Consider the following 12,173-nt stretch of genomic DNA (forward strand, 5'->3'; position numbering starts at 1 on the left):
ATGACTGACCCAGTGACCCACCGCTCGCCTTTGAGGCTGCTTCCCCGCGTTTACGCCGTGCGCGACGAGCAAGGCAGGCCGGTTATCGCATCCGTCAAAGACGCGCTCCGCCAGTATGCGCATTCGCTGAATTTTGTCGCCGATCGGCGCCGCACGCTGCATGCGTTGTTCGAATTCAGTCATTGGCTCATGGTGATCCCCACGGTGATCTTCTTCTACCGCTATGCCTCCGTGGAGACCATGCTCTTCTTCTTTGCGGTGTTTCTGGTACTGGCCAACTTCACCAACACCATTTGGTATCATCGATATTGTAGCCACCGATCGTTCCGATTCAGCTCGCCTTGGCTGCCGCGCCTCATTCTGTGGCTCAATCCTCTGGGCTATCGGGAAGAGGTCTATGCGTTGGTCCACAATGTCCATCATCTCCACGCCGACGGCGATCAGGATCCCAATGGTCCACGGTTAGGGTGGCTTGGCAACTACATTGCCTCATACTTCGAAGTCGATACCGACGTCACAGAAGCCGAATACGAGCGGATCAAGGGCCGGCTTTCGCACCTGAACATGCCATTTTCGAGCTATCAGTCTTTCCGCCGTTGGGCGTGCGTCGAATCCATTCCGCACTATTTGGCTCGCTGGATATTCGCCTCGTTGCTGTGGGCCGGCGCGTGGTACACCATCGGTGGGTTGCCTTGGTTGTTTGCCTGGCTTGCAGTCCAGTTTTGCTGGCATGCGGTCGTGCGAGATTTCAACTTTCGCGGCCATGGTACACAGGAGAATGTCAGGCAAGTCGATGGCTGGGACCTGGATCGCAGTTCGTTCGCGCTCAACCAACGCTTTTATGGCTACTTGGCCGGCGAGTGGCACAACAATCATCACGCACGCCCCGGCTCGGCGAACTGCGCCTTCCTTCGAGGACAATTCGATATCCCCTTTCTTCTGATACGGGCGATGAAGACAATGCGATTGGTCAGCAGCTATAACGATCATCGCGCCCAGTTTCTAGCGAAATTCGGTCGAGGCGTCGCGCAAACAGAAGAAAACGACCATAAGTCCGATGTTGGCATGCGTGCTGAGAGACATGAAAGCATCGATTGAGCCGCCGAGCAGGGAGGATCGTTGGTTATTTGTGAGCCGATTTGCCCGCTGGGCCGGGGTGGTCACGGTATTGGGGTGCGTGATATTAGTAATGTGGATCGATTTGCCGTTGACAGGTTGGCTACACGCCATAAATGCTGACCGCCAAGCGTGGATGCTGAAACTATTGAGTATTCCCGTTGGACTGTCGACATTGATGGGTGTGTACCTGATAGTCCACATCCTTCTCTACCCCTGGCTGGACCGATATAGCGCTACGCGGCGCGGGTTCTACCTGAGCATCGGGCTCATGGTGGCCCTGGCGGCGAAGACGATGCTCAAGATCGCGTTCGGTCGCACTTGGCCTCGGTTAGTGATCGATCCCAGCCCAGGTGCGAGTATCGCAAAATGCGATGCTCCCAGTTGGGGCTATTTGAACGACGGCATCCACATGTTTATGCCTTTCGCGGGTTCGTCTAAGGCTTACGCGGCTTTTCCATCAGGTTCTACGGCGCTCTTGCTGGCCTTCGTGGTGCCGTTCATGATGTGGTTCCCGAAGCTGCGCGTACCCTTGGGCGTGCTATCTGGATTGGTTTTGGCGACTTATGTGATGTCCAACACGCATTTCCTTTCGGATGTGTGGGCCGGGGCGTATATAGGCATGCTCTGCGGCATGGCCGCTGTGGCCGCAGAGGGCAGCAGGTCTAAGCGAGCGACCTTCGATTAGGCTTCCGAAGGCAGGGCCACCGAGCGCTGCCATGAAAACAAAAGTAACCAAGCCGCCAGCGCCTGTATCCATACAGACCCGACTGAGATCCAGAGCAGGGTAAGAGGCGCTGCTTTTTCCATCAGGGATAGCGCGCAAATCGGCGCCACACACGCAGGCACGCGCACGCACGCTGCATAAAGGGCGGGTAAGGTGCGGCCAATCCCCTGTCCGTAGGCGGACGCAACATAGGCCACGCCGGTGGGAACGAAGGCTATCGACAAAACGGCAAGATGCGTGCTCGCTGTATCGAGCGTCGCCAGATCGCCGGAAACGATAGGCGTCAGCACAAGCCGAGGAACCAGCAAGGCGACCAGCGTGACCGACAGCGTTGCAACGGCCGTCAGTCCCAACGCCCACCACAAGCTTTTCCGTCTACGATCATGGTGGCCGGCTCCCAAGCAATGCGCGACTTGGGGCACCAGCGCAAGCGCGACAGCCATACCCGGCGCCAACAGTATTTGCGCCATGCGCATCGCTGCACCGAAGCCGGCCTGCGTGACGGCGCCGCTGTCGCGTAGCGCCCATTGAATGGTAACGGTGGTCAGAAACACCATGCCCATTTCCGCGCTCGCCGGGATGCCGATGCGCAGGACGTGTCTCGCATCCGAAACCAGCGTGTCCCATTGCGGCCATTCCATCCGAAGTGCGTCATGCTTTCTGAGCACGAAGCACATCGCGATCAAGCTGCCGCCGATGGACAAAGACGATGCCAACCCGGCGCCGGCCACGTTCAAGGTAGGAAATTCCCAAGCGCCATTGACCAGCAATGGCGTCAGGGCAGCTTTAACTAGCGTGGAGCCCACAAACACCAATGTGGCACCCATCATCGAGCCGGCCGCCCGCAGTACTGAACTGAGCACGGCCACGGGAAACATCAGTGCGTAGGACGGAAGTGCGGTGAATAGATAAGTGCGGGCGGCCCGCGCCGTGCCGTCGGTCGCTGCGATCGAATTCATCCAAAGCGGACCGCCCGAATAGCCAGCCACGAACACGGTGGCCGTGCAGATCACGGCTAGGGTCATGGCGGCGGACATCATGCGATTCGCACGCGATGTGTCGTCTGCGCCCAAAGCGCGGCCAACCAACGCAATGGCGCCGATGCAGATGACCTGATAAGTCGCGTTCGTGATCAGCGAAGCTAGGCTAACGATCGAAACGCCAGCTAGCGCCTCTTCACCCAGACGAGCAACGAAGTGGAGATCAACGACTAGATAAATTGACTGGATGAACAATCCCAAGGCAATGAAGCTGGCGGTACCGAGGAGGTTGCCAACGATGGCGTTAGAGGCGAGGTTCCGTCGCACTTTAATTGTCTCGTTAGAGCTGGCTACTCATATGCCGGCAGGTCGATTGAAGCGTCCGATAAGACCGCCTTTCCAAGGGTGACGCGCTCCCCCCAGATCATGGAACCTAGTGCAGGCTGAATTTTAATGAAGGACAAGAGGATATGCGCAACCTTTCGAGAGCTAGCTGTGATCTCTCAGTAGGTCGCTCACCCGGGGCGATCCCGGAATTCTGTAGGTGCGATCCAAGCAGCACCCCAGGAGCCCCGGATGAACCTGCATAAACATGCCCGTTTGACGCCTCGCGGTCGAGCCCTTCTTGTCAATCGCATTCTCATGGAGGGGTTGCGGGTCGAGGAGGCCGCCCATGCGGCCGGCGTCAGTGCGCGCACTGCCTACAAATGGCTGAAGCGGCTCAAGGAAGAGGCGCGTCCGGCGTGGCCGATCGATTCTCCCGGCCGCGCCACTGTCCGCACGCCATCGCGCAACCGATCGTTGATCAGGTACTCGATCATCGGCGGGCCCGCCTGACCTGCCGCCAGATCGCCGCGCAGTTGCCGGTCGCACCGAGCACGGTCGCGCGACTCCTGCGCCGGGCCGGTCTGCGCCGATTGGCCGAACTTGAGCCCGCGCCGCCGCCCAATCGCTACGAATATGACCCAGCCCGGCCAACTGCTGCATCTGGACATCAAGAAGCTTGGCTGCTTCCGGCAGCCCGGGGCATCGAGTCACCGGCAATCGGCAGATCACATCCAGAGGCAGCGGCTGGGAGTACGTTCACCTTGGCATCGACCACTCGTGCGTGGCCTTTGGCGTCATCGAGCCGGACGAGCGTGGAACTAGCGCCTGCAAGGCACTGCTGCAGGCGCTGCGCTACTACAGAACCCTGGGCGTCCGCTTCGAGCGCGTGCTGACGGATAACGGTGCTTGTTACAGATCCCGTCACTTCCGCCGGCTCGTCCAGCGGTTGGGAATGCGCCACCTGCGCACCCAACCCTACACTCCACGCAATAATGGCAAGGCCGAACGCCTGGTCCAGACCAGCCTGCGCGAGCGGGCCTAAACACGCTCCTACGTGGAGTCATGCCAGCGGGCTAGCTGTGGAGCTTCAATAGGTTGTTTTGACTGAGCCCTAGTCTGGAGACTGGGGCCAGCCCGCCTGCAGCGGTGTGTGGCCGGTGCCAATTGTAGTGGTGGAGCCAGTCGCTTAATGCCGCTTGGCGTTGGGCCGAGGTCTCGAAGCAGGTGGCGTAAGCCCACTCACGCAGGGCGGTCTGGATGAAGCGTTCGGCCTTGCCGTTGGTGCGAGGCGTGTAAGGGCGCGTGCGGATGTGCTTGAGTCCCAGCACGCGACAGGCCGCGGCAAAGGCGTGGGAGACATACGCAGATCCGTTGTCGGTCATCACCCGCTGAACGGTCACGCCGCAAGCCTGGTAGCGTGCGACGACCTGGCGCAGGATCGCCACCGCCGTCTCGCCGCATTCGTCGGCTGCGACGGTGGCGGTGGCGACGCGCGAGTGATCATCGATAGCAACGTGCACGAAGTCCCAGCCGATGCCCCGGTGACGGTGAGACCGATTACCGGCGACGCGGTGACCGGGTGAGCCGATCCGTCCCAACTTCTTGATATCCAAGTGGATCAACTCACCCGGCGCGCCATACTCGTAGCGCTGGGCAGGAGGCTGCGGCTCCAATTCGCGCCAGCGGCTGATGCCGGCTTGCCGCAACACTCGCGACACCGTGGCCGGGGACAAGCCCGTCTGCTGGACGATCCAGCGGCCGGTATGGCGCTGGCGGCGCAGCGCTTGGACATGGGCGCGCAGCTGGGGCGAGGTCCGGCGCGGCGACACGTGGGGCCGACTGCTGCGGTCCTGCAGGCTCTCGCCTGCCTGATAGCGGCGCCACCACTTCCGGGCCGTGGTCTCCGAAATCCCTAATGCCTGCGCAACCTCGGACACCCGTTGACCAGCCTCCAGCCGCTGGATCAGGACCTCTCGACCCTTCGGGGTCAGGCGGGCATTCTTGTGCATGTTGTTCCCCTCGCTGGGATGGAAATGACGTCTTGGCGACATCAGCTTCCTACCCCAGTCAGAGGGGAACAACCTCTTGAAACCTCACAGCTAGCGCCCTCAATGATTGGTTGCACCACTACGACTGGCATGCCCTCATGCCAGCCTCGGCTACAAACCGCCCATCTCCAGCATCCCGATCCCACTGAACAACGTGCTGGGTTTACACAGCTCGACCGTGATCGACAGGGCGCAGTGGTCGGAGCGGATGCTCTGGCTCGGGCGCGGGGTGCCGACGTCTGCGATATGGCGCGAGAGGAAGCGTCGAGCGTGCCGCGGCCGCGGCGCGTGGCGCGTGGCGCGTGGCGCGCCCCTGGGTGTGCACGGAGAACAGCACCGGACGCGATGCGGTGCCGGCGTTGAGCTCGGCCGGATCGTCGGCGACTTCGTGGTTGAAGTCGCCGCCGATCAGCACCGCGTGGTCGCCGGCGACCCGGGCCATGTCGCCGGCGAACGGCCGCAGATCGGTCAGCCCGACGCCACTGGAGGTGCAGTGGATCGTCGCGACGAACAGGTCGTCGATGCGGATCCACAGGCCCGCGCGTCCAGTCGAGCTGCCGGTCCACAGGCCTGAATCCTCCCAGCGCGGGGCGAGGATGGCGGTCGAGCACCGCGCGTTGAACGCGCCGGCCTGTTCGGTCCAGCACACATGCTTGCCTGCGAAGGTCCGTGCGGCCTCGCCGAAGCGGCCGCATTCTTGCAGCAGCACGATGTCGAACGCCTCGCACAGGCCGGTCAGCATGGTGCGTTTGTTGGTGTCGTTGAGAGGGTTGCCCTGGGTGTTCCAGGTGACGATGGATGGCATGGTCGAAGCTCCGGGGGCGATGGGGCCGGTCGGTGCGCCCGATCGCTGATCGGCGCGGAACGCTTGGAACCGGTGCGTCGACGATGGCGTGCCGGCCCGGCGCCGGGCATCGGTGGGATGCCGATATCGCGTGGCGCTGGATCCGGTGCGATGTCGGCGCGGCGGCCCAGGATTGCTTGCCCGGCGGGTCGGGCGGCCCCATCTCGGGACGATGGACCTGTTCCCCAGCGCCACGCCGCGGACCCTCGTCGACGACGACGAGGGCGGCATCCGCTACTGGGCCGATGCCGTCGATCCGGCGACCGCGGCGGCGTGGTTCGAGGCGCTGCGCGACCGGGCACACTGGGAGACCCAGCATCGGCCGATGTACGACCGTGTGGTCGCGGTCCCGCGGCTGCTGGCGTCCTACCGGCTCGACGCGCTGCCGCCCGAGCTGCCGCTGGCGGAGATGTGCCGCCTTGTGCAGCGGTTGGTGCCTGCGCCGTATACCGCGGTCGGGCTCAATCTCTACCGCGACGGCCGCGACAGCGTGGCCATGCACCACGACAAGCTGGACACGCTGGTGCCCGGTCAGCCGATCGCGCTGCTGTCGCTGGGGGGCGCGCGGCGGATGTCGATCCGCGCCAAGACCGGGCGCGGCAAGGCGATCGCGATCGAACTCGCGCCCGGCAGCGTGCTGGCGATGAGCCATGCCTCACAGTTGACCCACGAGCACGGGATCGCGAAGACGACGCGCCCGGTCGGCCCGCGGATCAGTGCGGTGTTGCGCGCGCGCCCGGCCGCGAAGATGGCCGCCGGGCGCTATGGCACCCATTGGCAGGGCGCGCTGGGCCGCTAGTCGCTGCGTGCCGCGCGGTGTGCGGGTTGCAGCTGCAGCATGTGCGTGGCCGGGCCCGGCAGGAACGGCGTGGGCCGACCTTGAGCCCAGTCGTCGTGGCCGGCGCCCCAGAACGGCGAGAGCGGGTGACCGCTCTGGCCGCCGGGCATGTGCGCGATGCCATCGAGCTCGTGTCCGGGGGCGACCACCATGCGCTGTGAGGCGCCGAACGCAGGCATCTGGACGCGCGGCATGGTGCCGTCGCCGGGCAGTGGCTGCGCCGGCATGCACAGCGCGCGCCTGCCCACCAGCGGGATGGCGGCTGCGAGCGGGTGGCAGATCGCGGTGGTGTTGTATTCGCCCCAGGTCCGTTGCGCCAAGGGCCCCTCGGCCTGCAGCGTGTCGCGGACCTCGCGCGCGGCGTCTTCCAGCAACGCGGTCCAGCCGTCGATGATCGGCGCGCAGCGCCCATGCTGGGTCTGCGGCGTGCAGGCGAACCGGCGCGGCAGCAGGTGGTCGGGGCGCTGGCTCACCAGCGGCCAGACCACGCCTTCGAAATTCGGCGGGTCCGGCCAGGCGAGCGCGTCGCCGGCCGTTGCACGCGCGGGGGCGAGCAGGCCATCGGCGATGCGCGCATGCACCGCGAGCCGCCATGCGCGGACGATGCGATAGCCGACCGAATCGACCGCCGCATGGCCGCGCCAGTCTGCGGCGGCGTCGGCGAGTGCGTGCAGTGCAGTGGCGTCGGCGCCGGCCGCGTCGGCCGCCTGGGCGAGCAGGGCATGCCAATGCGACAGCAGCAGCGCGCGGTCGTCGAGCTGGATCGCGAGCAGGTCGCGTTCGGCCAAGCGCGCGCGGGCGTCGAGCCCCTGGCGGATCTGCCAGGCGCGGATGCCCAGCGCGGCACCGCCGTCGCCGATCCGGGCGAAGTCGGCACCGTCGACGACACGGCTGTTCGCGGTCCACAGCCGCATCGCCTCGGGCGAGCGGACGCGCGGCGACGCATCGGTGGCGATCGGCCACGGTGCACAGATGTTGCCAGCGTCGCCTGCGGTACCGTCGATATCCTGGGAACGGGAGACCGTCGCGCCATCGCAGCCGGGCGCACGCACCGGGACCGGGCCGAGCAGGCGCCAGGCGACCGCGCCGTGCAGATCGCCGATCACCAGGTTCTGGGTCGGGGTCGCGGTGCGGTCGGCGATCACGAGTGCGTCATCGAGATCGCGCGCATGGGCGAAGTCCGCCAGTCCGAAGTTCAGGGCCCCGGGCAGGTGCGCGGTCCAGCGCAGCGCCAGCGCGCTGCCGTCGGCCTCGCGGTGGACCACCGGGCCCCAGTCGCTGTCCTCGACCATCAGAACATCGGAGGCGCGCCCGGCAATGGCGATGGTCTCGGCATGGCGCCGCAGCGGCGTGCAGCCGGGGCCCTGCGGGGCGTCGGTCGCGCAGGGCACGATGCGCTGCCAGTCCAGCGTATCGATGTAGCTGTTGGTGAAGCCCCAGGCGATGTGGCCATTGCTGCCGACGATGACCGCGGGCAGGCCCGGCAGCGTGAAGCCGGTGATGTCGACTCGGCCGCCGGGTGCGCGGACGTCGGGATAGAGCAGCCGGGCGCGGAACCACAGGTTGGGCGCGCGCAGGCCCAGGTGCATGTCGTCGGCGACCAGTGCGCGCCCGTCGGCGGTCAATGCACCGCCGACTGCGAAGTTGTTGCTTCCCACGGCGAGATCGGCCGCCGCAGGTGGCCTGCCACCGTCCCTCTCCCACACGGCGGTGGGCCTGGGGGCAGCCCACGCCATTGCCGCTGGCGGCCCGTCCTCGTTGCCCGCATACCCCGCGTCCAACCGGCGCAGGTCCACCGCGTCGGCATCCGGCAATGCCGCATCGCCGCGCGCTGCGCCCGCCAGCGGCGCGTCCCAGCGGCTGCCGTCGTGGGCCACGAGCGCGAACAGCGCGGGCGGCAGATGCGGTCGCAGACGGTGCATGGCCAGTTCGCGGACGTTGCCGGCGTCCTGCAGGTCGAAGTACATCGAGAAGCCGACCAGGGCCGAGTCGGCCGGCGTCCAGGGCGTCGGCTGCCGGCGCAGCAGCAGGTATGGCCAGGGCCGGGCCCGCAATGCGGCCAGCCCGGCATTCGCGCCCTCGGCGTAGGCGCGCAACTGCGGCATGCGCTCGCCGGCGACCTCGGTCAGCGTGGCGTCGACGCGGGCGCGCATGCGGTGCAGGCGATGGCGGCGATCGGTGTCGAGCGCCCGCTCGCCGAACAGCGCCGAGAGCTCGCCTGCGGGCAGGCGCCGCATCAGATCCATCTCGAAGTAACGCTCCTGGGCGTGCACCCAGCCCAGCGCGCGCATCGCGTCGGTCTCGCTGTCGGCGGTGATCGTCACCGTGCCCAAGGCGTCGCGCTGGATCGTCGCCGAGGCCTCGAGCCCGGGCAGCGTTCGTGTGCCCGCCAGCGCCGGCAGGCTGCCGCGCAGTTGCCACCACAGCATCGCCGAGATCGCCACTGCCAAGACTGCCAATACGAGCAGCGCCCGCACGCTCCAAGCGCGCCACCGGTTGCGCATTGCCGAGCTCCCCCCGTCGCGGCCGCCTGCCGCCGCCCGATTGTTTCAGGTTCCGCGCGTGAGGGGGCGGGGGCGCCGCGGCGCTCAGCCCGCGGCGGCGGGCGTGTTGGACGCGTGCTCGGCCAGTCCCGAGACGACGCCCAGCGACGGGTCGCCGCGAACGACCCGGGCCTGGGGGAACCGCGCCCGCGCGGCGGCCTGTACATAGGGGGCGCCGGACATGCCGCCGGTCAGGAACAGGCTGTCGGGCGGCTGCGGCAGGTCGGCGCGGACCTCATCGAGCAGTCCGCCGATCTGATCGAGAAAGCGGGCGGCGGCGGCCTCGAGATCGGCGCGGCCGGCGTCCACCGACAGGCCCGGCTCGATGAAGTCGAGCGGCTGCACGGCCGTGGCGTCATCGCTGAGCCGGACCTTCATGGTCTCGATCCCGCGGTAGAGCCGGGTGGTACCGCCCTCGTCCTGCAGCGCCTGCAGACGCGCGCCGTACGGCGCCACGACGTCGCGGTAGTCGTGGCGATGGAATTCGCGCTGGCGCGGCAGGTCCTGCACGGTGGCGGCCTCGACGAAATGGTGCACCGGCGTGCGCGTGACGCCTTTGCCGAACAGCGGCATCGCGCGGGCCAGGCTCAGCGCGATATCGACATCGGTGCCGCCATGGGCGATGCCCCAGGCCCGATGCACCTGCGGCGGAGCATCGCCGCCGATGCTCGCCAGCGCGATGTCGGTGGTGCCGCCGCCGACGTCGACGACCAGCGTGGTCTGGCGCTGCGGGCTGATCGCGTGGTGGTGCAGCGCGGCCGCGGCCGGTTCTTCGAGGAAGTGCACGGTGTCGAAGCCGGCGATGCCCGCCGCCTCGCGCAGGATCGCCAGCGCCTGCTCGCCGCCGGCCTCACCCATCGAACTGCGGAAGCGCACCGGACGGCCCAGCGTCGCCTCGCGCACCACGGTGCCCAGCTGACGGCTCGCCGTGAGCCGGATGTGCTCGAGGATGTGCGCGGCGATACCGGCGATGGTGGCGCGGGCGCGCGGATGCAGATTGAAGCCGAGCATCGACTTGGGCGACTGCACCAGGTTGCCGGTGCCGTCCTCGAGGTAGCGTTCGATCGCCTCCTCGCCGAACACCGCGTCCTGCAGGTCGGCGACCGAGGTTTGCGCCTCGCGCATCTGCTGTTCCATCCATTGCCGGCGCACGATGCGCACCGCGTCGCCGCGCAACTGTGCCTCGCCGCGCACGGTGGTGCCGGCGCGGGTCTGCGCGGCCTTGAGGTCGCGCACGATCTCGGCGACCTGCGCCTCCATCGCGTCGGTCAGCGCGAAGTCGGCCACGTCGGGCACGGCGCGCGGGAAGTACACCGCGGTGCGGAACTGCGCCTGCCCGCCGAAGCGGATGTGTTGGAGGCGGTCGCCGACGCGCGCGGCGGCGGCCGAATAGCTGGTGCCGAAATCGATGCCGATCTTCATCTTCGCGTCCGCGGGAGCCGAAGGGGCGGGGAGTCTACGTGGCTGTCCCTGAGAATGCGAAATGCATGCATTTGCATCCGATCATCGTCGCGCGCGACTGGGCATACTGCCCGCATTCCCGAGCCGCGAGCCCCCCGATGAAAGGCCATCCCGAAGTCGTCGACTACCTGAAATTCCTGTTGCGCGGCGAGCTTGCCGCACGCGACCAGTACTTCATCCATTCGCGCCGTTACGAGGATCTGGGCCTGCACCAGCTCTATGCGCGGATCAACCACGAGATGGAAGAGGAGACCCAGCACGCCGATGCGCTGCTGCGCCGCATCCTGTTCCTGGAGGGCGACCCGGACATGCGGCCCGAGGCGTTCGAACCCGGGCGCACGGTCGAGGAGATGCTGCGCAAGGATCTCGCACTCGAATACGCGGTGCGCGACCACCTCGCCCAGGGCATCGCGCTGTGCGAACGCCATGGCGACTTCGTCAGCCGCCAGGTACTGGTGACCCAGCTCTCGGACACCGAGGAAGACCACACGTACTGGCTGGAGAAGCAACTGCGCCTGATCGAGATGATCGGCCTGCAGAACTACCAGCAAAGCCGCATGGGCGAGGCGGAAGGCACCCACGCCGGCGTGGGCTAAAAGCCCCGCGCGTTCGCGCGCCACGCTGCGCGTCAGCCGCGGCGCGCGACCCGCCAGACCGTGGTCGACAGCGCGCTCGTGCCGAAATCCGGCTCGCTGGCGAGGATGTCGCGGTGCTCGACCAGGTCCACGCGCCAATCGGCATCGAGCAGCGCATGCACCGCGTCGGTGTCGACCGAGAAGGGTGGCCCGGCTTTCTCGTGCTGCGGGTACGTCAGCGTGACCAGCAGCCCGCGGCAACCGGCCGGCAACCGGTGCCACGCGGTCGTGGCATAGGTCGCGCGCAGCTCCGGCGGCAGCGCGATCAGCGCCGCCCGGTCGTAGACCGCCGCGCAATCGGCCAGCACGTCCGCATCGAGTGCGAATGCATCGCCGACGATCAACTCGAACGGGCCGGCGACATAGTGCCGGCCGGCTGCGGTGTCGTGGACCTGCGGGATGAGCCCGCACGCGTCGAAGAATGCACGCACGGCCAGTTCCGACAGCTCGACCCCGAGCACGCGATGGCCCTGCTCGGCCAGCCACACCATGTCCAGCGACTTGCCGCACAGGGGCACGAAGACGCGTGCGTCTGCCGACAGGTGCAGGGCCGGCCAGTGCGTGACCAGCAGCGGCAGCGGCGCGTCGCGGTGGAAGCCGATGCGCTGCGTGCGCCAGCGTGCGTGCCAGAACTCCGGATCCATGCCGGCTCCG

The 12,173-nt window shown here is 66.9% G+C and carries 10 protein-coding genes and 1 pseudogene; 5 read left to right on the top strand and 6 right to left on the bottom strand.

Going from position 1 to position 12,173, the window contains the following annotated elements; genetic code table 11:
- Together ABE505_RS11035 and ABE505_RS11040 are read left to right on the top strand one after the other, a co-directional pair.
- On the top strand, positions 1 to 1,098 hold the full coding sequence (locus tag ABE505_RS11035; protein ID WP_346443968.1) for a hypothetical protein: 1,098 nt from the start codon (positions 1 to 3) through the stop codon (positions 1,096 to 1,098).
- Positions 1,082 to 1,804 (top strand): phosphatase PAP2 family protein, encoded by a 723-nt coding sequence (locus ABE505_RS11040; protein ID WP_346443970.1) that lies wholly within the window; start codon positions 1,082 to 1,084, stop codon positions 1,802 to 1,804. Before ABE505_RS11035 ends, ABE505_RS11040 begins: the two co-directional genes overlap by 17 nt.
- Here the strand turns inward: ABE505_RS11040 and ABE505_RS11045 are convergent.
- Complete coding sequence (locus tag ABE505_RS11045; protein WP_346443972.1) at positions 1,801 to 3,150, bottom strand: MATE family efflux transporter; 1,350 nt, start codon at positions 3,148 to 3,150, stop codon at positions 1,801 to 1,803. The two genes, ABE505_RS11040 and ABE505_RS11045, sit on opposite strands and share 4 nt — an antisense overlap.
- 249 nt (positions 3,151 to 3,399) lie before the next feature.
- Here ABE505_RS11045 and ABE505_RS11050 point away from each other — a divergent pair.
- A pseudogene (locus ABE505_RS11050) lies at positions 3,400 to 4,189 on the top strand (leucine zipper domain-containing protein); the annotation flags it as partial.
- Positions 4,190 to 4,223: 34 nt separating this feature from the next.
- On the opposite strand, the gene ABE505_RS11055 reads toward ABE505_RS11050, so the two are convergent.
- Both ABE505_RS11055 and ABE505_RS11060 read right to left on the bottom strand, forming a co-directional pair.
- Positions 4,224 to 5,201 (bottom strand): IS481 family transposase, encoded by a 978-nt coding sequence (locus ABE505_RS11055; RefSeq protein WP_346443974.1) that lies wholly within the window; start codon positions 5,199 to 5,201, stop codon positions 4,224 to 4,226.
- A gap of 160 nt (positions 5,202 to 5,361) precedes the next feature.
- Positions 5,362 to 6,003 carry an endonuclease/exonuclease/phosphatase family protein gene (locus ABE505_RS11060; protein WP_346443975.1) on the bottom strand — a complete coding sequence of 214 codons (642 nt, stop codon included), beginning with the start codon at positions 6,001 to 6,003 and terminating at the stop codon, positions 5,362 to 5,364.
- Between the two features lie 211 nt (positions 6,004 to 6,214).
- Here ABE505_RS11060 and ABE505_RS11065 point away from each other — a divergent pair, with 211 nt between their 5' ends.
- Complete coding sequence (locus ABE505_RS11065; protein ID WP_346443977.1) at positions 6,215 to 6,841, top strand: alpha-ketoglutarate-dependent dioxygenase AlkB; 627 nt, start codon at positions 6,215 to 6,217, stop codon at positions 6,839 to 6,841.
- Here ABE505_RS11065 and ABE505_RS11070 read toward each other — a convergent pair.
- Both ABE505_RS11070 and ABE505_RS11075 read right to left on the bottom strand, forming a co-directional pair.
- Positions 6,838 to 9,384, bottom strand: a complete 2,547-nt coding sequence (locus ABE505_RS11070) for a penicillin acylase family protein (RefSeq protein ID WP_346443978.1) — start codon at positions 9,382 to 9,384, stop codon at positions 6,838 to 6,840. The two genes, ABE505_RS11065 and ABE505_RS11070, sit on opposite strands and share 4 nt — an antisense overlap.
- An 84-nt stretch (positions 9,385 to 9,468) precedes the next feature.
- Complete coding sequence (locus ABE505_RS11075; protein WP_346443980.1) at positions 9,469 to 10,845, bottom strand: Hsp70 family protein; 1,377 nt, start codon at positions 10,843 to 10,845, stop codon at positions 9,469 to 9,471.
- Positions 10,846 to 10,982: 137 nt separating this feature from the next.
- On the opposite strand from ABE505_RS11075, the gene bfr reads away from it, so the two are divergent.
- Positions 10,983 to 11,480 (top strand): bacterioferritin, encoded by a 498-nt coding sequence (bfr, locus tag ABE505_RS11080; RefSeq protein ID WP_183426082.1) that lies wholly within the window; start codon positions 10,983 to 10,985, stop codon positions 11,478 to 11,480.
- A 32-nt stretch (positions 11,481 to 11,512) separates the two neighbouring features.
- Here the strand turns inward: bfr and ABE505_RS11085 are convergent, their stop codons facing one another.
- A complete protein-coding gene (locus tag ABE505_RS11085; protein WP_346443982.1) occupies positions 11,513 to 12,163 on the bottom strand; it encodes a thiopurine S-methyltransferase in 651 nt (216 codons plus the stop codon).
- Between the last annotated feature and the right edge of the window lie 10 nt (positions 12,164 to 12,173).

Source organism: Luteimonas sp. TWI382, assembly GCF_039674545.1.
GTDB lineage: Bacteria > Pseudomonadota > Gammaproteobacteria > Xanthomonadales > Xanthomonadaceae > Luteimonas.

Coding starts and splice junctions, on each gene's coding strand:
- ABE505_RS11065 (WP_346443977.1), top strand. CDS start 6,215: ATGGACCTGTTCCCCAGCGCCACGCCGCGGACCCTCGTCGACGACGAC.
- ABE505_RS11060 (WP_346443975.1), bottom strand. CDS start 6,003: ATGCCATCCATCGTCACCTGGAACACCCAGGGCAACCCTCTCAACGAC.
- ABE505_RS11055 (WP_346443974.1), bottom strand. CDS start 5,201: ATGTCGCCAAGACGTCATTTCCATCCCAGCGAGGGGAACAACATGCAC.
- ABE505_RS11070 (WP_346443978.1), bottom strand. CDS start 9,384: ATGCGCAACCGGTGGCGCGCTTGGAGCGTGCGGGCGCTGCTCGTATTG.
- ABE505_RS11085 (WP_346443982.1), bottom strand. CDS start 12,163: ATGGATCCGGAGTTCTGGCACGCACGCTGGCGCACGCAGCGCATCGGC.
- ABE505_RS11040 (WP_346443970.1), top strand. CDS start 1,082: ATGAAAGCATCGATTGAGCCGCCGAGCAGGGAGGATCGTTGGTTATTT.
- ABE505_RS11035 (WP_346443968.1), top strand. CDS start 1: ATGACTGACCCAGTGACCCACCGCTCGCCTTTGAGGCTGCTTCCCCGC.
- bfr (WP_183426082.1), top strand. CDS start 10,983: ATGAAAGGCCATCCCGAAGTCGTCGACTACCTGAAATTCCTGTTGCGC.
- ABE505_RS11075 (WP_346443980.1), bottom strand. CDS start 10,845: ATGAAGATCGGCATCGATTTCGGCACCAGCTATTCGGCCGCCGCCGCG.